General features: G+C 53.0%; 16 protein-coding genes. 12 read left to right on the top strand and 4 right to left on the bottom strand.

From position 1 onward, the window contains the following. Positions 1 to 369: 369 nt before the first annotated feature. The 9 genes from J2Y43_RS15335 (at position 370) to J2Y43_RS15295 (ending at position 13,840) form a co-directional block, all read left to right on the top strand. The gene (locus J2Y43_RS15335; RefSeq protein ID WP_309984113.1) at positions 370 to 1,611 is read left to right on the top strand and encodes a mandelate racemase/muconate lactonizing enzyme family protein; all 1,242 of its coding nucleotides are present in this window, start codon (positions 370 to 372) and stop codon (positions 1,609 to 1,611) included. 4 nt (positions 1,612 to 1,615) lie between these two features. After that, complete coding sequence (dgoD, locus tag J2Y43_RS15330; protein WP_309984110.1) at positions 1,616 to 2,863, top strand: galactonate dehydratase; 1,248 nt, start codon at positions 1,616 to 1,618, stop codon at positions 2,861 to 2,863. 335 nt (positions 2,864 to 3,198) lie between these two features. Further along, positions 3,199 to 6,180 (top strand): TonB-dependent receptor, encoded by a 2,982-nt coding sequence (locus J2Y43_RS15325; protein WP_309984107.1) that lies wholly within the window; start codon positions 3,199 to 3,201, stop codon positions 6,178 to 6,180. Positions 6,181 to 6,336: 156 nt separating this feature from the next. Beyond that, entirely contained in the window at positions 6,337 to 7,821 is a 1,485-nt protein-coding gene (locus tag J2Y43_RS15320; RefSeq protein WP_309984104.1) for a RagB/SusD family nutrient uptake outer membrane protein, read from the top strand. A gap of 246 nt (positions 7,822 to 8,067) precedes the next feature. Continuing rightward, positions 8,068 to 10,338 carry a PQQ-binding-like beta-propeller repeat protein gene (locus J2Y43_RS15315; protein WP_309984102.1) on the top strand — a complete coding sequence of 757 codons (2,271 nt, stop codon included), beginning with the start codon at positions 8,068 to 8,070 and terminating at the stop codon, positions 10,336 to 10,338. 111 nt (positions 10,339 to 10,449) lie between these two features. Next, the gene (locus J2Y43_RS15310) at positions 10,450 to 11,457 is read left to right on the top strand and encodes a 2-dehydro-3-deoxygalactonokinase (protein WP_309984100.1); all 1,008 of its coding nucleotides are present in this window, start codon (positions 10,450 to 10,452) and stop codon (positions 11,455 to 11,457) included. Beyond that, positions 11,454 to 12,089 carry a bifunctional 4-hydroxy-2-oxoglutarate aldolase/2-dehydro-3-deoxy-phosphogluconate aldolase gene (locus tag J2Y43_RS15305; protein ID WP_309984098.1) on the top strand — a complete coding sequence of 212 codons (636 nt, stop codon included), beginning with the start codon at positions 11,454 to 11,456 and terminating at the stop codon, positions 12,087 to 12,089. Before J2Y43_RS15310 ends, J2Y43_RS15305 begins: the two co-directional genes overlap by 4 nt. A gap of 3 nt (positions 12,090 to 12,092) precedes the next feature. Beyond that, complete coding sequence (locus tag J2Y43_RS15300; protein WP_309984094.1) at positions 12,093 to 13,388, top strand: MFS transporter; 1,296 nt, start codon at positions 12,093 to 12,095, stop codon at positions 13,386 to 13,388. Continuing rightward, the gene (locus J2Y43_RS15295) at positions 13,385 to 13,840 is read left to right on the top strand and encodes a GNAT family N-acetyltransferase (RefSeq protein WP_309984092.1); all 456 of its coding nucleotides are present in this window, start codon (positions 13,385 to 13,387) and stop codon (positions 13,838 to 13,840) included. The genes J2Y43_RS15300 and J2Y43_RS15295 overlap by 4 nt, the downstream gene beginning before the upstream one ends. Before the next feature lie 28 nt (positions 13,841 to 13,868). Here the strand turns inward: J2Y43_RS15295 and J2Y43_RS15290 are convergent, their stop codons facing one another. Both J2Y43_RS15290 and J2Y43_RS15285 read right to left on the bottom strand, forming a co-directional pair. Beyond that, positions 13,869 to 15,287 carry a DUF4932 domain-containing protein gene (locus tag J2Y43_RS15290; RefSeq protein WP_309984090.1) on the bottom strand — a complete coding sequence of 473 codons (1,419 nt, stop codon included), beginning with the start codon at positions 15,285 to 15,287 and terminating at the stop codon, positions 13,869 to 13,871. A gap of 74 nt (positions 15,288 to 15,361) precedes the next feature. Further along, the gene (locus J2Y43_RS15285; RefSeq protein WP_309984088.1) at positions 15,362 to 17,308 is read right to left on the bottom strand and encodes an LTA synthase family protein; all 1,947 of its coding nucleotides are present in this window, start codon (positions 17,306 to 17,308) and stop codon (positions 15,362 to 15,364) included. 167 nt (positions 17,309 to 17,475) lie between these two features. Between J2Y43_RS15285 and J2Y43_RS15280 the strand changes: the two genes are divergently transcribed. Together J2Y43_RS15280 and J2Y43_RS15275 are read left to right on the top strand one after the other, a co-directional pair. Next, positions 17,476 to 17,868: an NUDIX domain-containing protein gene (locus tag J2Y43_RS15280; RefSeq protein ID WP_309984087.1), complete on the top strand. Its 393-nt coding sequence runs from the start codon at positions 17,476 to 17,478 to the stop codon at positions 17,866 to 17,868. Between the two features lie 103 nt (positions 17,869 to 17,971). Beyond that, positions 17,972 to 18,427, top strand: coding sequence for an STAS/SEC14 domain-containing protein (locus J2Y43_RS15275; protein WP_309984084.1), 456 nt, complete (start codon positions 17,972 to 17,974; stop codon positions 18,425 to 18,427). Between the two features lie 47 nt (positions 18,428 to 18,474). Here the strand turns inward: J2Y43_RS15275 and J2Y43_RS15270 are convergent, their stop codons facing one another. Next, complete coding sequence (locus tag J2Y43_RS15270) at positions 18,475 to 18,825, bottom strand: helix-turn-helix domain-containing protein (protein ID WP_309984081.1); 351 nt, start codon at positions 18,823 to 18,825, stop codon at positions 18,475 to 18,477. An 89-nt stretch (positions 18,826 to 18,914) separates the two neighbouring features. Here J2Y43_RS15270 and J2Y43_RS15265 point away from each other — a divergent pair, with 89 nt between their 5' ends. Then, the gene (locus J2Y43_RS15265) at positions 18,915 to 19,736 is read left to right on the top strand and encodes an SDR family oxidoreductase (protein ID WP_309984079.1); all 822 of its coding nucleotides are present in this window, start codon (positions 18,915 to 18,917) and stop codon (positions 19,734 to 19,736) included. Positions 19,737 to 19,752: 16 nt separating this feature from the next. On the opposite strand, the gene J2Y43_RS15260 is transcribed toward J2Y43_RS15265, so the two are convergent. Further along, positions 19,753 to 21,282: an arylsulfatase gene (locus tag J2Y43_RS15260; RefSeq protein ID WP_309984076.1), complete on the bottom strand. Its 1,530-nt coding sequence runs from the start codon at positions 21,280 to 21,282 to the stop codon at positions 19,753 to 19,755. Between the last annotated feature and the right edge of the window lie 16 nt (positions 21,283 to 21,298).

Below are 21,298 nucleotides of genomic sequence, written 5' to 3'. Positions count from 1 at the left end.
GTAGAATTGTGAGCCTTGCTTGATTTGCTATAAACAGGAAGCCCCTCCGGGGCAATGTGGTAACCTAATCCGGCGCGGTAGCGGCTCCGGAGGAGCCCCCTATTTGTAGCATGGCAATACCTATCGAAAACGCGGCTCCGTAGTAGCCTCCTGTTTTCTAGCAACGGTTAAAAATATCGAATAACGCGGCTCTCGTAGCCCCGGTTTATTGCAACGGAATAGAAAAACATGAAAGCAACGAATTCAGCAACACACAATTCCTGACAAACAACTGACAACTCCTCACAACAAATGACCACAAATGACAACTCCCGACTCCCCTGACAACAAATGACCACAAATGACAATTCCTGACCAAACGAATCACCAATGAGAAGAAGAAATTTTATAAAAACCGCCTTCCTGGGTACTACCGCCGTCGCGGCGGGTTTCCCATTCGCGAAGACCGAGGCGGCTTCCAAAATGAAGATTACCAAGATCCGCTATTACGCCGCGCCGGGCTATAACAAACCGCTTTTCAACCAGGCCCGGGGCATTGTTGAGATCGAAACCGACGGCGGCATTATCGGTATCGGCGAGGGTGGTTCGAAAGATATGATCGAGCAATGCGCGCAGATGATGATCGGGGAGGACCCGTTCCGCATTGAGCATATCTGGCAGAACGTCTACCGCGGGATGTTTTACCCGCCGGGCCGCGAGAAGCTGCATGCATTGGGGGCATTGGAAATGGCGCTTTGGGATATTAAAGGCAAGGCGCTGAATGTGCCGGTGTACGAATTGCTCGGCGGCGCCACACGCGATTATGTGGAATGCTATGCCACCGGTTTCCGTGCCTCAAAAGCCAAAACCGAAGAGGAAAGGGCCAGGGATTGTATCGAAGCAGGTCTGCGGGCCTACCGTATCGGCCCGACGGGCGGTAATGGCGACCAGCCATTCGATTTTTATGAAAATGTGAAAAAGACGATCGAGTTCTGCAAAAGAATCGACGAGGCCGTGGGCGGAGGAGGCAAATGGGCCATCGACCTGCATACCCGTTTTGATATGACCGATGGCTTGAAGATCTGCACCGCCCTGGAATCGCTCGAACCGTATTTCGTGGAGGACATTATCCGCTCGGAGAATCCTTCGGTGTATAAAACTGTGCGCTCGATGACCAAGGTGCCCATTGCCGTGGGTGAGCAGTTCGGCGATCGCTGGGATTGCAACGAATTTATCGAAAACCGCTGGATCGACTATACCCGGTTTACATTACCGAACACGGGCGGCATCAGCGAGTTCAAGAAACTGGCGTCCATGTGCGAAACGCATTATGTAGGTATGATACCGCATTTCACCGGCCCGCTGGCGACGGCGACATTGGTGCATGTACTGGGTTCGAGCAGCCCGGCGCGGGCGTTGATGGAGCTCGGCGGAGGTGAACCGGAGCGGCCGCCGTATTTCAACGAGGATTTTATCAATTTCAAAAATGGTAAGCTGTATCTCAACGACGCGCCCGGACTGGGGGTAAAATTTGATCCGAAAAAGGCGACTTTCATCATGGAGGTCAAAGAGAAAACCAAATTCCCGCATCCGATCCTGAAAAGTCCGGACGGTTCTATCCACAACTGGTAATCCCATGAAACCTAACCCGAAATCTACCACATTGTCGCGCCGGGCGGCTATTCAATCCGTCCTGGGTGTTGCGGCGACGGGCACAATGCTGCTGCCTAAAACTTCGTATGCAGCCAATCCGGCGCCATTTCAGGCGTATGGAAAGGTCAAGATTACCAAGCTGGAAACCTTTTTGGTGAAGCCGCGCTGGATTTTCCTTAAAATTCACACCGACGCCGGCATTGTGGGCCTCGGGGAGCCATTGCTGGAAGGACGCGCGCTGACGATCCAAACGGCGATCAAGGAAGTGGAGCCGTACCTTGTTGGCAAGGACCCGCGGGCGGTGGTGCATCACTGGCAGGCGATTTACCGCCACGCATTCTACCGGGGTGGGCCGATCCTCACGAGCGCATTGAGCGGCATCGATCAGGCATTGTGGGACATTAAAGGCAAGCTCCTGGGCGTACCGGTGCACGAGCTTCTGGGCGGGCCTACCCGCGACCGCGTGCGTATATATGGGCGCGCATCGAACGCGGAGGATATGAAGAAACGGAAAGCCGAGGGGTATACGATCATCAAAACGGGCGTCGCTAAGAAGAACCCGGCGAACATTGTTGAGAATCCGGCATTCATCAAATATGCGTCCGACAATTTTGCCTCACTGCGCGAAGCCGGTGGCCCGGAAATGGATATCGCTATCGATTTTCACGGGGCGGTCCCGCAGCAGACTTCCAAGGTATTGATCAAGGAATTGGAGCAGTATCAGCCGTTTTTCGTGGAAGAACCCTGCCAGGCGCAGAATGTGGACACACTCGTAGACATTGCCAGAGGCACGCATATTCCGATCGCGACGGGCGAGCGGATCTTTACCAAATGGGGTTTCCGCGAAATCCTCGAAAAAGGTGCAGCCAGCATTATCCAGCCCGATTTATGCCACGCAGGAGGCATTACCGAAGGCAGGATCATCGCCGGAATGGCCGAGGCCTACTACATTCCCATTGCCCCGCACAACCCGATGGGCCCGATTTCGCTCGCTACGGGCCTCCAACTGGCTGCCAGTGTGCCCAATTTCCTCGTGCAGGAGCAAGTTACGCTGGGTGAAGGCTATCTCAAAGAACCATTCAAACTACAAAAAGACGGAACCGTGATGGTGCCTACCAAACCCGGCCTCGGTGTAGAACTTGACGAGGACGCATTAAAAGACAAAATCGGCCACGACTGGAAGAATCCAGAGAGTTATAATGCGTTGGACGGCTCGGTGGTGGATTGGTAGGGCTGACCGCCGACCGCCGACGATAGACCGCCGACCATAGACCGTCGATCGCTTGCTTGTAGCGGTGAGGGGGGGTCTGGCGGTTGACTTGAGTTGTGAAAAGGGCTGATGCCTGACCGCCGACCATGGACCTTAACCGGATGCTGCCCCGGAGGGGCATACCGTTTCTAGCAAAAGCATTGCAGGAGGCATCATCCCGGATGCGGTGTCCACATCTCATTCGGCGGTCGGTCGTCGGCGGTCGGCGGTCCATTGTCCCTTGCAGGATCGCTACACCCATACCTCAACAAAAATAGTATTTAATAACGTTTAACTATAAATAATCCATGAAAAAAATGCTGAGTTTATGCTTGGTTTTGCTTGGCCTGGGCGGCGGAAGTTTGCTTGCCCAGAATGCCAGGGTGACCGGAAAAGTGACGGATCAGGACAATGCGGCGCTGCCTGGCGTGAGCATCCTGATTAGCGGTACCTCGCAGGGTACCGTGACAGACGGGGAGGGGAATTACGTAATCCAGGCGCCGGGGAGCGGCACGCTGGTATTTTCGTTTATCGGCTATGAAAGTCAAACGGTAGAGATCGGCAACCGATCGGTAATTGATATTAAACTGGCGCAGGGCTCGCGCAGCCTCGATGAGCTGGTAGTAGTAGGATATGGTACCCAAAAGAAAACCGATGTTACCGGTGCATTGTCGGTGGTTTCGACGCGGGAGTTTTCGCAGCAGCCCGTTACCCGCCTCGATCAGGTGTTGCAGGGGCGTGCGGCAGGTGTGCAGGTGACGCAATCCAACGGTGCGCCGGGCGGAGATTCGAAAGTGCGCGTTCGTGGGGCGAACTCGGTACTGGGTAATAACGATCCGCTTTATGTGATCGATGGTTTTGTCGGTGCTAACTACAATTTGTTGAACCCCAATGATATCGAATCCCTGCAAGTGCTGAAAGATGCGGCTTCGACCTCCATTTACGGTAGCCGCGGTGCCAACGGGGTGATTATCATCACGACCAAAAAGGGCAGCAAGGGTATCAAAGTGAGCTATGAAGGACAGGGAAGCGTTTCGAATGTGATCAAGAAGTTCGATATCCTGCCTGCGGGAGAATTTGCGGAGATCGTGAACGCACGCGCCGCTGCTACGGGCTCCAATGCGCCATTTACGCAGGCGCAGATCGATGATTTCAAGAAGAACGGCGGTACTGACTGGCAGGACCTCGTTTACCGCAAGGGAAGCGGCCAGCAGCACCAGGTGACGGTTTCGGGCGGGAACGAGAAGACCTCCTTCCTGATCTCGGGTAACTATGTGAACCAGAAAGGGATTGTGAACAACAGCGGTTTCAAACGGTATGTTTTGAGAACCAACCTGCGTACGCAAATCAACAAGAATCTGGCATTGCGGCTTAATTTGTCGGGTGCCAAAACCGCCAACCACAATACCGACGGCGGCGGTGCGCTGATAGAAGCACTGCAATGGGCACCAACCACGCCGGCTTATGGCTCAGATGGTCAACCGACATTCGCGGACCCGACCGGTTCCGTTTCGAGAAGCCCGCTGGATCATTTGTACGACAAGTCCATCGACACTGAGCGCATGAATATCAATGCCATTGGCGGATTAACCTATCAACTGCCGATTAATGGTCTTTCGCTCGACTTGCAATACGCGATCAACTACCTCGACGCGCAGAACAAAAGCTTCAATGGCAAACGCCTTTCAAACAACAACCCGAATGCAACGCGCTACTCGGCCGACCAGGTGACTTTGCAGAATACCAATGCGTTGAACTACACCCGTACATTCGGAAATCACTCGATTACGGCCGTGGCGGTATTGGAAACCCAGCAGTTTACCGACAAGAACTTTACTGCAACGGCCAACGGCCTTCGTTTTCCGCAGCTGGGTTATGATAACATCGGCGGCAACTCGGCCGCGACTGTCAGCTCGGGCTTTTCGAAATGGACGCTGCTTTCATTGCTGGGACGCGTGAATTATGCATTCAAAGACAAGTACCTGGTAACCGCGGCGATCCGTCGAGACGGTTCCTCGAAGTTCAGCGAAGATAACCGGAACAGTATTTTCCCGTCGGTTGCATTGGGCTGGCGGCTTTCGGAGGAGGAGTTTATCAAGAATCTCAATGTGTTTTCGAACCTGAAATTGCGAGGAAGCTGGGGTAAAACCGGTAGCCAGGCCATTAACCCTTACGCGACATTGTCACCGTACAACTCCACGCAGGTTGGTTTCAACAATACCGGCGTAACGGCCGGGGTGATCCAGGGTAACCAGGGCAACAAGAACCTGAAATGGGAAACGACCACACAAACCGACGTGGGTATTGAAATGGAAATCCTGAACGGACGGCTGCATTTCGAGGCGGATTATTTCAACAAGAGCACGACCGATTTGCTGCTGAACGTGCAGCTGCCCAACTACGCGGGCGGTGGTACGCAGCCGCGCAACGTGGGAGAGATCAGGAACCGCGGATTCGAGTTTGCGATCGGTGGTACGCCTATTGAAAAGGGAAAATTCAGCTGGGAAACGAACCTGAATTTTTCAACTCTGAAAAACGAGGTGGTGAGCCTCGGCGGATTGCCACGGCTTGGAACCGGAACCGGTGCGGGTGGCGGGATGTCTATCACCAACGAGTTCATGCTCATGCCAGGCCAGCCGCTGGGCTCTTACTGGGGCCTGAAATACCTGGGTACTTTCAAACCGAATGAGGCCGATATCGCTGCCAAGCAAGGCCGTGTTCCCGGCGACCCGCATTATGAGGACGTAAACGGCGATAATGCCATTACCACCGACGATTTTCAGATTGTGGGCCATGCGTTTCCGAAACTGACCGGCGGTTGGAATAACACCTTCACTTATGGCGGTCTCACGCTGAATGTGTTCTTCCAGGGAGCATTTGGGGTCGATAAACTGAACTATACCCGTGCCGGCGCGATGTCGGGCTCGGGCGAGGCGCGCCAGTTCCTGCTCACGGAGATCCGCGATTACTACCGCGAAGGCAATACCGATTCGGATATCCCGGCATTTACCAAAACCTACCAGCCATTTACACAATCGAGCCGGTTTGTGGAGAACGGCAGTTTTGTAAGGCTGAAAAACGTGAGCCTGGCCTATAATGTGCCGTCGTCGGTTTTCAAGGATAAGGCCAATGTCCGCGTTTTCGCGAGCGCTACCAACCTGTTCACAATCACGAAATACTCCGGTCCGGACCCGGAAACCAGCAACGTAGGTTCCAGCACGGATACAGCCATCGGTATCGACCGCGGTTCGTACCCGAATGCGAAAGTGTATACGGTTGGGTTGACGGTGGGATTTTGATGGTACATCGGCTGTCGGCAATCGGCAGTCGAACTTAGTCCGGAAAAATTGAGCAAAGTTTAAATCAAAAAAAAGAGCCGAAAGCCGAGAACTGACGGCTGATGTATAAACGAAACTGGCCGACGGCCGAAAGCCGACAGCCGAAGTAATAAAATCATGAAAAAACTAACCATACTTCTTTTAAGCGGCCTGCTTCTGACGGGAGCCGGTTGCAGTGATTACCTGGATGAGGATACGACCGGGCTTTTGTACGGGCCTAATGTGCTTTCGACGCAGGACGGCCTCGAATCGGCGTTGACCGGGGCTTACAAGGGCCTCGCCAACCAGTGGACGTACGGCTTTTTGCACCCCTCGGCCAATGCGGCTGTGCTGGGTGCGGATGATGTTACCACGCACCCGGCCAGTAACAAGGCCGACTGGCGGGAGTTCGACCAGTTCAATGTGTCGACTACCAATCAGCGCTCCAATGCAGTTTATAACGGTTGCTACAAGGCCATTCAGGGGGCCAATAATGTGATTAACAACTACCAGAAAACAGTGGGCACCAAAGCGACGATCGATATCATCGTGGGCGAGGCGCATTTCATCCGTGCGTTTTCGTACTACTGGCTGACGCGCTTCTGGGGAAATATTCCGTTGATCATGGCTGGTGAATATTCCGATGATTTGCTGACTGTCAAAAAATCGACGCCGCAGGAAGTCTATGACCTCATCGTAGCGGATTTAAAAGTAGCGGAAACCAATTTGCCGAATGCGAAACGCGATCCGGGACGGCCTAACAAGGGTTCTGCCAAAGCATTCCTCGCAGACGTATACCTGACCATGGCAGGCTGGCCTTTGAAGCAGACGGATAAATATGACCTGGCTGCCGCCAAAGCCAAAGAGGTGATCGACAATGCGGCTGCCTACGGCTTTGAACTGCTGCCGACTTTCGCGGCGGTTTTTGAGAATGATCCTGCGTCGCCGGGTACAAAAGAGGCGGTGTTCCAGATCAGCGGTTATCTTGGCGGCAGCGGCACGGCAAATGCGACTTATGGCAACACCACCATGCCGGGCGAGGAAGGTGGCTGGGACGATATGTTTGCCGAGCTGAATTTCTTCCGTGATTTCCCCGCAGGGCCGCGTAAGGATGCCACTTTCCGCACGGAATTCGGGTTAGGAGCTACAAAAATCCCCTGGCAGAACAGTTTGACCAAACATCCCTACTACCAAAAGTGGTATATCAAAGGCAATATCGTCACATCAAGCATTTCGCTGCCTTCGGTGATGATGCGTTACCCGCACGTGCTGACGATCTACGCCGAAGCCAAGGCCCGCGGAACCGGCGGCCCCGACCAGGCGGCTTATGATGCCCTGAACAAGGTACGTTTGCGCGGACGTGCAGCAGGTACCAAAGCACTGACGCCCGGTGATGGCCTTACCGCCGCGCAATTCGCGGACGAGGTCGTGCAGGAGCGCGCGTGGGAGTTCGCGTGCGAGCGTACACGCTGGTTCGATCTTGTACGCCTGGAAAAGGTGGAGGAAGCAAACGCCAGGAAAAGCGCCGACGATTTGCAGCCGATTAAGCCGATCGTGAAGGCGAATTATTGGTTCCCGCTGCCTTATACGGATACTTCGATTAACCCGAATCTGAATCAGTAGGGGATAATGGTTATTGTTGTTACATCCCTCCGGGATTGAAATCGGGTTGAACCGGTTTTGCTACCGATGTTACGTCGCTAACGCGACTCGGTTTTGCCAAACAGTGCCGTTAGGCACGTAACATTGGTAGCAATGCAATTTTACCAAACAGTCAATACCGTAGGTATGTAACTACAATTAACCGGCAGCCTGAATAGCTCCAAAAACGAGATGTTGATTTTTAAATACAAATATTAACCAGACCCTATGACGATTCGCTTTCCGCTCATATCGGTATTGTTTGCAACGGCTATCCTTTGTTCACTTTCAACGCCGGACCAACACGGCCGCTTCCCGGAAGGCCGCTTCCCAGAAGACGGCAAGGACGCCGACTGGCCGGTCTATGGCGGCAATAATGCCGGTAATCGCTATTCTTCATTGACTCAGATCAACAAGGACAACGTGAAAGACCTCCAACCGGCCTGGACGTACGACACCGGCGAAAACAATAAACCTGGCGAGCGGGGCATGGATATACAATGCCAGCCGATCGTGATCGACGGGGTCATGTATGGTACCACGCCTAAGTTGAAGGTATTTGCGATTGAAGCGGCCACAGGAAAGGAACTTTGGAAGTTTGATCCTTTCGAAGGAAAGCGGCCCCGGTTTCATCCGATGCGCGGCGTGGTATATTGGTCGGAGGGGAACGATCAACGCATTCTGTTTACGGCCGGCGCTTCATTGTTTGCGTTGAATGCCCAAACCGGCAAACTGGTTGAGAGCTTTGGCAAAAACGGTGAAGTGGATTTTCACGATGGCCTCGGCGACGCCGCTACTTACGGTTACGACCCTTACCAGTTCAACATCCGGAACACGACTCCCGGGGTGATCTTCAAGAATCTGCTCATTTCCGGTTCATCGGTGTCCGAGGGCGGCGACGCATTGCCGGGGCACATCCGTGCATTCGATGTGCGGACGGGCAAAGTCGCCTGGGTGTTCCGTACGATTCCGCTGCCGGGAGAGTACGGCTACGAAACCTGGTCGAAAGACTCATACAAGAAACTGGGCGGCGCCAATTGCTGGGCGGGCATGGTGATCGATGAAAAACGGGGAATGGTGTTTCTTGGAACGGGATCGCCTTCGGTGGATTTTTACGGCGGGGCCAGAAAAGGCAGCAACCTTTTTGCCAATTGTGTGATTGCCCTCAATGCAGCCACCGGCAAGCGGATATGGCATTTTCAAACGGTTCATCACGATCTTTGGGACAGGGATATTCCTTGCCCGCCGAACCTGATCAGGGTCAAAAGAAATGGCAGAATGCTAGATGCCGTGGCCCAGGCGACGAAGGACGGTTATGTTTTCCTGTTCGATCGCGATACGGGCAAGCCGCTTTTCCCGGTGAAGGAGGTGCCCGTACCTAATGCAAAGCCACTATCTGGCGACCAGCCCTGGCCTACGCAGCCGGTACCGGTCAAGCCCGCGCCATTCGCCAATCAGACATTGACCGAAGCGGATATCACCACACGCACACCCGAGGCGCACGCATACGTGCTCGACCGCTTCGGTATCAGCAACAAAGGCCCGAAAAACCAGCCCCCCGATTTGTCCGGCGGATTGCTCTATGGCATTGGCGGAGGGGCGGAGTGGGGCGGTACCGCTGCCGATCCGGATGGAATTGTGTATGTGAATGGCAATAACATGCTCTGGTGGCTCAAAATGAGGGATGCCAGGGACGCGCAGCGCGGTGAGAAAAGTCAGGTATTGTCAAGAGGTCAGGTATTGTTTAATACAAATTGTGCGGTTTGCCATGCTACTGATTCCCAAACAGCGACAGCTTCGGCAACCACCCAGGCTTACCCTGTTTTAAAGGACATTGGCCAACGCATGAACCGCGAGCAGATCGGCGCGTTGCTCGAAACCGGGCGCGGGAGAATGCCGTCTTTCCAGCATATTTCGAAGGAGGACCGCACAGCGATTTTGGATTTCCTTTTAAAAACAGAACCCAAACCCGCAGCGAACGACATTCACGCGCAAACAGCTACCGCCGGGTCAAAAAGCAATGCCCATTTCCCGTACCAGCCGCCTTATGTCAACAACGGAAATGTTCAGTTCCGGGATCAGGACAATTACCCGGCCATTAAGCCGCCATGGGGCACGCTGAACGCCATTAACATGAATACCGGCGAGTACCTCTGGAGAGTGACGCTCGGCGAATACCCTGAGCTGACGAAACAGGGGATTCCGCCAACCGGCACGGAAAACCACGGGGGGCCGCTGGTAACCGCGGGAGGCCTGCTTTTCATTGCAGCCACCTACGACGAGAAACTGAGGGCATTCGATGCCAAAACCGGCAAAGTTGTTTGGGAATACCAACTCCCGGCAGGCGGTTTTGCGACGCCCGTTACCTATATGGTCGATGGAAAGCAATATATTGCAATCGCAGCCGGAGGCACAAGATATGGTCTGAAACCAGGCGGCAATTACATCGCATTCGCATTGCCCCAGCGATCTTTTCCCGTCCCCGTGCCCGTCGACTGAAGTCGACGGCTCAGAACGGTTGAGGATACTCAGATATCAACAAAAACAAGTGCCGGAGGCACGCACATTTCATAACCCGGGATTTCAATCCCGGTACCTAACAAAGAAACCATGAGTAAACACCTGCTAAGTTGTGATTGGGGAACGTCCTCGTTTCGGTTGAGGCTGGTCAATGTGACGGATCACGATGTGGTAGGCGAGGTGACGTCCCCGAATGGGATCGGTACGGTTTACAATGCCTGGCTGGAAGCAAATGCGGATGGCTCGGTTGCGCGCGACGATTATTACCGTTCGATGATTGCAACGCAGATCACCGCGTTGCAAAAGCAAACGGGTATAGACCTGGCGGGAGTGCCGATCGTGGTGTCGGGCATGGCCTCGTCGTCGATCGGGATGGAGGAATTACCGTATGCCCGGCTGCCGTTTGCATTGGAAGGGACTCATCTGGGCATGAAGCACTACGAAGGTTATCCGGGTTTTCCGCATGAGGTCACATTGATATCAGGCGTGCGCAGCGATCACGACGTAATGCGCGGCGAGGAAACGCAGCTGATAGGCCTGGGCGCGGCAATGGACCTTTCCGGCCGGGATGCGATATTCATTTTCCCCGGCACGCATTCCAAACATATGTTCGTGCGCGATGGCCGGTTGATTGACTTTAAGACCTTTATGACCGGTGAAGTGTTCAATCTGATGGCCAATCAAAGTATTCTGAAAGACTCCATCGACCAATACCTTCAATCCGATTTCAACGAGGAGGCCGCAGCTGCATTCCGCTCGGGTATACGTGAATCGGGGTCCGGAAATATTTTAAATGCGTTATTTACAGTAAGAACCAACCAGCTTTTTGGTTTATTAAATAAGCGGGAAAACGGAATGTTCCTGAGCGGGCTGCTGATCGGTTATGAAATCCGCGACCTGACAAAGGAGACAAGTGCGCACCTGGTGCTCTGCGGCGGAAACAACCTGTACCAATTGTACAAGGCGGCCATTGAAACACTGGGACTGGCCGGCAGGGCGACCATCATTCCCTCGGAAATTGTGGATCGCGCGGCTACAACCGGACATATCCGGATTTTTGAGAACCAACATTTAACATTGAATAAAACAAATTTATGAGTGAGCGTACATTTTCGTGGGAGTTGTTCAACAAAGCACCGCTGGTCGGTATTATCCGTAACGTGTCGCCGGAGGACGTCAAGCGCATTCTGCCCATTTACCGCGAAGCGGGCCTGACGACCGTCGAAATCACCATGAACACGCCCGGGGCTACGGATATGATCCGTTATGCGCTGGAAAACGAACATTACGGGCTGAACATCGGTGCCGGGACAGTGTGTACCAAAGACGACCTGGATGCGGCGCTGGATGCCGGTGCGCAATTTATCGTGACGCCGGTTTTGAGTAAAAAGGTGATTAAATCCTGTGTTAAAAAAGGCGTTCCGGTATTTCCGGGGGCTTACACACCCACTGAGATCTTCCAGGCGTGGTCATGGGGCGCATCGATGGTGAAAATTTATCCCGCTACGGCCCTGGGCCCGGGCTATATCAAGGACGTGAAAGCCCCGATGAACCAATTGAAACTCCTGCCTACCGGCGGCGTGAGCCTCGAAAACATGGAGGCATTTCTGAAAGCAGGTGCCAACGGACTGGGCATCGGCGGGCAGCTGTTTGATAAGAAACTGATACAGGATAAAGACTGGGACGGACTGAAAACACATTTCCTTCAATTTGCACAAAAACTCGCTTAACAAATGGGTAAAATCAGGAATTACCGCTGGATCATCGTGGTCCTGCTGTTTCTCGCCACGACCATTAATTACCTCGACAGGCAGATCATCGGTCTCCTGAAACCCATTCTGGAAAAGGAGTTCGTTTGGACAGAAACCGATTTTGCGCGCATTGTAATGGCATTTACAGCCGCTTATGCAATCGGTTTGCTCGTTTTCGGCTGGCTGATCGACAAGATTGGCACCAAAGCCGGGTATTCGTTTACGATCATTTTTTGGAGCATCGCGGGTATGCTGCACGCAGTCGCGCGGAGCGCATTCGGGTTCGGGGTCGCACGTGTGGGGTTGGGGTTAGGCGAGGCCGGTAATTATCCTGCGGCAGTGAAGACGGTAGCGGAGTGGTTTCCAAAAAAGGAGCGGGCTCTGGCGACCGGCCTTTTCAATGCGGGTACGAGCGTCGGTGTGGTGGTTGCTTTGATACTCGTGCCGTGGATCCTGAGCCATTATGGCTGGCAGGAGGTATTCTGGATCACCGGCGCGCTGGGTTTCGTATGGCTGATTTTCTGGCTTGTATTCTATGATATTCCTGTAAGACAAAAGCGATTGAGTTCGGAAGAACTACATTACATCCTGAGCGGGCAGGAGCAGGACGAAAACGAAGCTGAAAAACAGCCTGTTAAGTGGATCAAACTCTTCACTTTCCCGCAAACCTGGGCCTACATTACCGGCAAAGGGCTCATTGATCCGATTTACTGGTTTTTCCTGTTCTGGCTACCTTCCTATTTTGCTTCCACATTCAATCTGGATCTCAAAAAGCCGAGTTTTGAACTCATGCTGATCTACACCGCAACGACCGTCGGGAGCATAGGAGGAGGTTACCTGTCGTCCTGGCTTATCAAACGGGGCTGGCCTACGCTTAAAGCCCGCAAGACGGTACTGCTCGGTCTGGCATGCTGTGAATTATCGGTGATACTGATCCAGTTTTCCAGCGGCGTATGGATGGCCGTCGGGCTGATCAGCCTCGCTGTGGCATTGCACCAGGCCTGGGCAACGAACGTATTTACCTTGCCGTCCGATCTGTTTCCCAAGCAGGCCGTTAGCTCGGTCGTAGGCATCGGTGGTATGGCCGGGGCAGTGGGCGGGATCCTTTTCCCGATCCTGATCGGCAGTCTGCTCGATAGCTACAAAGCGGCGGGCAACATCCAGGCGGGATACAACATCATTTTCACAATCTGCGGATTTACCTATCTTGTGGCGTGGTTGATTATCCATTGGCTCACCAAAACGCCCAAAGTAGTAGAACTCGAAGAATTGCAATGATCATTTTAAGAAGAACCGATTCCGACGACCTTGATTTCAAAGCATTAGTAAAACTGCTCGACGCCGAACTCGCCGAACGCGACGGCGCCGACCACGGATTTTACGCTCAATTCAACAAAATCGATAAAATCCGTCACGCCGTCGTGTGCTACGAAAACGACCGGCCCATCGGCTGCGGTGCGATCAAAGCATTCAATGACGAGGCTATGGAAGTGAAACGCATGTACGTTTCGCCGGATGGTCGTAACAAAGGCATTGCAACCCGCGTGCTCACGGAGCTGGAAAACTGGGCGAATGAACTAGGTTATGCCCAATGCGTCCTCGAAACCGGTAAACGCCAACCCGAAGCGATCGCGCTCTATGAGAAGAATGGCTACCAGCGCACCGAAAATTACGGGCAGTATGTAGGGGTAGAGAATAGTGTTTGTTTCGCGAAGAGTTTGCGGAACTAGTCCTTCTTAATCGCGGTGACTTTGATGCTTATCTATTTTCTTCAAACCACCCAATAATCACCGGATACAAATCCGCAACCGTTTGCCCCTTTTTCCGCGCTTTGTAGGTTTTGATCAAAAACTGATCGAATTCTTTGAAGCGCCGGAAGCCACGGTCGTTTACCATCATATCCTCAATGCCCGCGATGAGTTTGTCCTGCTCGGCTGGCGGGGCGTAGTCGAGGTAGCGGAGGCTGACGAGCGCCCAATTCATGTATTCGTCGAAAGAGGCTTGCGGGGTGTCGTAGCCCCGTGCCGGTTTGGATGGATCGTTCCAAATGGTGAGATCGGAGAATGCTTTTTGAATGCGGGTGAGGTAAGCCGGTTTCTCACCTTCGGGGCCGATGAAGGCGTGGTTTAGTTCGGTGAAAACAATGTTGCCGTCCTTTACAAATATCGCCTCGGGCGACCAACCGGCGGTGCTTCCCGGCTTATGGAATGGGAAATTTACGTGCGCTTGTGCCTCTCGGAAACCATTAAACTCGAAGAAACTGGCGGATTGGTTATTGCCTACGAGGGGCGACAGGATGATTTTGAATGCATCGTAACGGGTCGACGGAAAATTTCTGCCAAGCCAGCGCTGCATTTCCGGTACGCCGATTGAATCGCGGTAAGCGGTGATAAGCTGGTTGTAGAATGGTTGATGGGCCTTGTAAAACTCCTGAAACCGGCTGGATCGGGCAAACTGTTGCAGATCGGCAATATAGGTGCGTAAGCTGTTACTGTTTGAGCGCCCGATGCGGTCGTAAACGGGACTTTGAACGATGATGCCGTCCGCATTCAGCTCGAATGCATATGCGTCCATTTTTAATGCATGGTAAACGCCGTCAACTGCCAGTTCGGTGTTGATTTTTTTTACGGCAGGTTGGTCACGATAGGGAGTGAACCACTCCATCACCTGACTATAATAATCGGTGTTGCGGGGAATAAGGCCATTGCTCGTCCGCCCTTTGTCGGTCAACGCGAATATGACGTTGAGCAGCTCGTACATTTGCGGAATTTCAACCAATGTTTTGCCACGGTTGGCCTGCTGATACGCTTTGGAAAACTGCGCCCGGGGCATCAATTTGATCCCCCTGATTTCAGTAAATGCACTATCCTTCCCGTTGAGGACGAAGGCAAAAGGATAAGTTTTGCCCGGCATAACGTCGAAAGTAATGGAATCGCGGTCGGTGATAAAGCTGACTTTTTTACTTTCGCCTTCAATGTATGTTTCGTACACGTCCGGCCGGACCGAGGGGTCAATACCCCAGCCGCCTTTTCGAAACCCGGTACCGTCGCGTACGTCCATGCTGGTACTGCCCGTGTGTACAACACGCACGTGCTGAGCCTGCGCATTGTTGTATGCGTATAGGCATAGGAGTGTCGATAAGGAGCATTTCGCAACGAGATGGGCAGAGGTTTTCAAAGCAAGGCATTTATGTTGATGAAAATATCAATATAAACGCCTATGTAACCTTTAAATACTTTCGATACACCAAACTATTTTTTCATCAAGCCATTTCTGAACTGAAAACTCGCACTCTGGTACCACGCAATGGCTTCGTCGAGCAAATGCGTGTTTTGTGAGGCCGGCGTGGCAGAGCCATCTGTGAAGTTTGGCGTGAAGGTTGCGGCAAGTCGCTGCGGTTTTAATACGATCAGCGAATCGTGCTTGATGTATCCCAGGCTCTGGTAGGTGCTCACAAATGCCCGCTCGCGGCCGGGTTCGAGTTTGAAAATATCATATCCGAAAAATTTGCTGCGGTAGGAGAAATTGAGCAAGCCCAGCACGGTCGGCCCGATATCGATCTGGCTCATAAGCCTCGGCATCACGCCCGGTTCGATAAATCCCGGAGCGTACATCATCAACGGTATTTTGTATTTGTTCACCGGCAGATCGGTTTTGCCGGCGCTGGACGCGCAATGGTCGGCCACGATGATAAACAGCGTGTTTTTGAACCACGGCTGGTTTCGCGCATTGCGGATGAACTGGCCGATCGCGAAGTCGGTGTATTTCACGGCACCTTCGCGGCTGGTGTGCGAGGGGATATCGATCCGTCCCTCGGGATAGGTGTAAGGACGGTGATTGGAAGTGGTCATAATGTGGGCGAAAACGGGTTTGCCGGTCTTCGACGCGGAGCCGATTTCCCGCGTGGCCAGTTCGAAAAGGTTTTCGTCGGCAACACCCCAGATGTTTTCATAGTCGATCTCCTTTTTGGAAAGGGCAGTCCGGTCGACGACGCCGTAACTGTTATGGCCGAAGAAGTAGCCCATATTATCGAAGTACCCATAGCCGCCGTAGATGAAGCGGGTCTGATAACCTTTGCTTTGCAACACGCTGCCCATGGAGAAAAGGCCTTCATTGTGCGGCCGGCGTACGATGGACTGACCGGGTGTGGGCGGCGTGCATATCGACAGCGCTTCCAGCCCACGGACCGTGCGTGTACCGGTCGCGTAAAGGTTGGTAAATAGAAGGCTCTGACGGGCCAGCGAATCGAGCGCGGGTGTAATACCTTGCGTGTTTCCGAAACTTCCGAGGAAATCGGCGCTGAGGCTTTCAACGCTGATCAGGATAATGTTTTTGTGCAGCTCGGCACCGGTATTGACAATATCCCTTTCAATGGAGAACTGTTTGTTGTCGATAAAACGGCTTTCCGGCGTTTTTACCAGTGACCTGATGGTCGAGGACGCCTGCGGTTCATCGAGTTTGATATAAAACTGGTTGTAATCCAGCTCGTTGTTGAGGTATGCGGCAAAGAGCTCGTACATCCCGTTACCCGCCAGCTCGTTGACATAGACATTGCGGCTAAATTGCCGGACTTTGTTGTCGATCGTGAGGAAAACCGTGGTAACGATCAGGAAGTATACGCCAACAACCAGCGACCGCTTTCCGAAACGCATTTGCCCGAAAGCGAACCGGCGGGATAGCCGCGATACCAGCACCGTCAGCAGCACTGCGAGCACGAGCAATATGCCGATGATCGCTTCCACCGGGTACGACTGGCGGATATTGCCCACCACTTCCTGCGTGTAAACGAGGTAGTCGACGGCGATGAAATTGAACCGCGAGCCGAATTCGTCCCAGAATACCCATTCGGAGACGGCATTCAGCAAAAGCAGGAACACGAGGATGAACAGCAAAATACCGGCCGCTATTTTGAAACCTATTTTGCCGGCGTACCTGGTGGGCGTGAGCCAGCCAAGCAGCATGACCGGGATAAGGAAATACAAAGAATTGAGAAAATCATAAAACAGGCCGATGCCGAAAATGCCGAGCACGTTGGTAATGCTATAATCGACGCCGCTGCCGGCTTTGAGCATGAGGGTAATACGCGTCAGCATCGAGATGCCGATCAAGAGCAGGGTAATTGTTAGAGGGCGTGATAGAAATTCTGATTTTGAGCGCATTACGCTCGGTGTTCCAACTCCCTGAGTGGCAGTGTCCATTTAGTTAGGTTTTGTTAGGTCGTGTCAGTCGGGCTAATGTACCGTATCGGGCGTTGAACGTACCACTGAATTCTGAATTCTTTTTGAATTTCTGAGCGTAAGGCGGCGGAGGTATTTGTAGTTTTGGTCCGGTGAGTTATCAAACCTTCATTTCAAGCATTAAAACTATGATCGACAAGCTGGCCCTGATTTATATGGAGAATAAAAAAATACTGGCCGCCAGAAGCCGCGGACGGGATACCTACTACATCCCCGGCGGCAAGCGCGAGCCCGGAGAATCGGATGAGGAGGCATTGGTACGGGAGATTTCCGAGGAGATTAGCATGTCGTTGGCCCCTTCGTCATTGGAGTTTTACGGGGAGTTTCATGCACAAGCGCACGGGCAGCCCGAGGGGGTACTGGTGAGGCTCAGGTGCTACACAACCAGCGAAAGGGCAGAAGTGAAAGCTGCGGCGGAGATCGACGAGGCGTCCTGGCTTGGCTATGCCGATCGTCCCAGGGTTTCGCTGGCCGCGCAGCTGCTTTTTGACGACCTGCATGCAAAGGGATTGCTGGCCTGAGATACGCTTTGTCGATAAATGCATGCTGTCGGTCGACGGTGCGGAACAAATGCATGGGCTTGCGGTTTATGCCGTCAGTTTAGTATTCGTTAGCCACATGCAAATGTCAGATTTAAAAATAGCAAAGACCGACTGGGAGCCCGAAAACAGGCTCATTATCACGCATATCAGCGGCGATTTGGAGAAAGAGGACGTGATCCGCTGGGAGAATTCACTTCACGAAGCGCTGGACCGCATCGAAGACGGAGGGACGTTCAGGATATTCGTGAACCTGCATGGCTTCACCGCCCTGAACCTGGATGCGCACAAGCATTTTCGGACCATCGTACCGCTGACGCTGGCGGATTACGGGTGGAAGGTAGGTTACGTCGCAATGTTTGCGGAGGAAGCCGACAAGTTCGTGATTTCCAGCAAGCGCGACATCCGGTGCGTGGCAGCGGTGCATTGCCACCAGGACGCGACGAAAATCGAAAAGTATGAATCGCTTTACAGCAGCCCCAACGAACGGTTTTTTACCGACCCAGACCAAGCCGAAGCCTGGATACGGAGCATTGCCTGATCTTGCCAAGCCCATCGCCAAACGGTGGGCTTTATTTTTGCCGGCTTTCAGGCCTCTTCCTGGATGTACTTTTTATGCTCCTTACCCCATTCGATCATCGCGAGAATGATGTTTCCGAAGGTTTTGCAGTAGGGCGTCGATTCGTATTCCACGAGCACCGGAGAGTCGGGGTAGACGGTGCGCTTGATGAGCTTGTTCATTTCCATTTCTTTGAGCTCTCTGGAAAGCATTCGCGTGGTAATGCCCGGAATACTCCTCTCTATTTCCCTGAAACGCTTGTTCCCATTGCATATCGAATTGATAATGGGCAGTTTCCATTTGCCGCCGATGACGTAGATCGTGTCTTGGAGGGCCTTCACTTCTTCTGCCTGATTCCTGACTAATGTTGCTTTTACCATAACCGCAGTTGGTATACTCTGTGATACTGATTACAAAGTTATACCAATTGGCGGTAATTTTGTCTCATTCAAATCAAATTTTAATTCAAATGAAAGAGCAAAAGAGCATATTCATAACAGGTACCAGCAGCGGGCTGGGCAAATTAACGGCCAAGTATTTCGCTGAAAACGGCTGGAACGTCGCCGCTACCATGCGCACGCCGGAAAAGGAGACGGAACTGACCGAATACGAAAACATCCGGATCTTTAAGCTGGACGTGACGGACCCCGCACAAGTGAAGGCGGCCACGGAACAGGCGATCGAAGCCTTTGGAAAGATCGACGTCGTGGTCAACAATGCGGGCATGGGCACTTATGGCGCGCTCGAACTGGCGAACGAGGCGGATATCGACTGGCAGTTTGCAGTCAACACCCGCGGGCCGATCAACGTCATCCGTGCATTCCTGCCGCATTTCCGTGCATGGGGCGAAGGGATGTTTATCAATATCAGCTCGTTTATGGGCATTACCACGGCGGTGCCTTTGGGCTCGCTGTATAACATGTCGAAATTCGCGCTGGAAGGACTGATCGAAGGGCTGTATTATGAATTGAAACCTCTCAATATAGATTTGCGACTTATCGAACAAGGCGGTTCGAAAGGGAATAATTTCAAAGAAAGCATTGTCTGGAATACCCACCCGGAGATTACCGCTTACGATGAGCTCACCAACAAGCTCCAATCCATTATGGAAAGTGCCGACGAGAGCCAACTCGACGATCCGATGGAAATCGTGAACGTCATTCATAGCCTCGCCACGCGCAAGACCAACCGGTTCAGGAATGTGATCGGCGCGACGGGTAATCAGCTCATGCAAATGCGGCATTCGCTGCCTATTGAAGAGTACATGGAGGCAATGCGGAGCTATTTTTAAATTATAGCCCTGTTTTTTACAATGTCCTGGTAAAGCCCTGCGCTTTCTGTTTTTCCAAAAGTGCCCGAAGCTCTTTCACAATTTCAGGTTGCGTTTCAAACTGATTGGTGGTTTCGGAAGGATCATTTTCGATATCATAAAGTTGTCCTTCCGGCTCCGAGGCATCGCCCTTCGACGACCAGCCGCCGCTTCCTTTACCGTCTATATACTTCCATTTGCCGCGGCGGATCGCAAACATGCCGTCGATAGAATGGTGGATAATGCTGGGCCTCACGGGCGTAGGATCGCCTGCGCTACGCAACAGGGACGCGAAGCTGAAACTATCCTGACCGGCGTTCTTGTCGAGTTTTTGTCCTGTAATAGATGCGAGCGTTGCCATCAGGTCGGTGAGGCAAATGGTCTGGGTGGTTTTGCCGCCTTTCTTCACAACGGCTGGCCATTGCAGAATGAACGGGACCCGGTGACCGCCTTCCCATATGTCGGATTTTTCGCCCCGGTAAAGGTAATTGGCCCGGTGTGCAGGGTAGAGCTCCTTGTCGCCGGGTTTCCAGTCGGCGCCATTGTCGGATGTGAAAATGACGAGCGTGTTTTCGGCAATCCCGAGGCTGTCGAGCGTATGCAGCACGGCGCCTACAACGGCATCCGTATGGTGTACGAAATCGCCGTAAATCCCGGCCTTGGAGCTACCCTTGTGTGCTTCCGACGGCAGCCATGGCGTGTGCGGGCTGGACAATGGCAGGTACAAAAAGAATGGTTTTGACCGGTTTTGGGCAGCGCCGGCAATAAAGTTCTTCGCTTCCTGACCGAAAACATCCAGCGTTTTCTGCAAATCAAAACTCTGCGAACCTTTGCCGTCGCGCCAGAAAACACCGCGGGGCGTTTTGTTTCCGGCAATGTCGGTCAAATGCGGATCTGCGGGCTTGCCGTTTCGCAGGTAAATGTAGGGAGGAATGTCCAGCGAGGCCGGAATGATGAAGCTATGGTCGAAACCGAGGTCGTTGGGCCCGGCGGTAATGCCTTTTTCAAGAGCCAGGTTCTCATTTTTAGTCCAGTCGACGTCGTACTCCGCATGATTGATGGCTTTGGAAGCATCGGTTTTGGCCCAATCGAGGCCCAGGTGCCATTTCCCGACCACGCCCGTGCGGTAGCCCGCCTTTTTCATCAGGTCGGCTACGGTAAACCGGTTGCTTTCAATCAGCATAGGCGAGTAGCCGCCCAATACCCCCTTTTTGAGCCGTGATCGGAACGCATACCGGCCGGTGAGGATCCCGTAGCGCGTAGGCGTGCATACGGCCGAGCCCGAATGCGCATCCGTGAAGACAAGTCCATCAGAGGCAAGCTTGTCCAGATGGGGTGTATTGATCTGCGAATCAGGGTTAAGGCAGGAGAGATCGCCTGAGCCCAGATCGTCGGCGAGTATATAGATCACGTTCGGCTGCTGTGCGGTACCTTGGGCGAGGCCTTTTTTGCGGAATACCAGCAAAGCCGATGATGCCAGCAAAAGCATCAGGACCGTGTAACTCAGATTAGGATTATGTCGGAACATAACGAAGCGCTTCTCC

The organism is Dyadobacter sp. BE31, assembly GCF_031457695.1.
Lineage (GTDB): Bacteria > Bacteroidota > Bacteroidia > Cytophagales > Spirosomataceae > Dyadobacter.
Note: the sequence above shows the minus strand (reverse complement) of the source record. Positions and strands in the feature narration are given on the sequence as shown.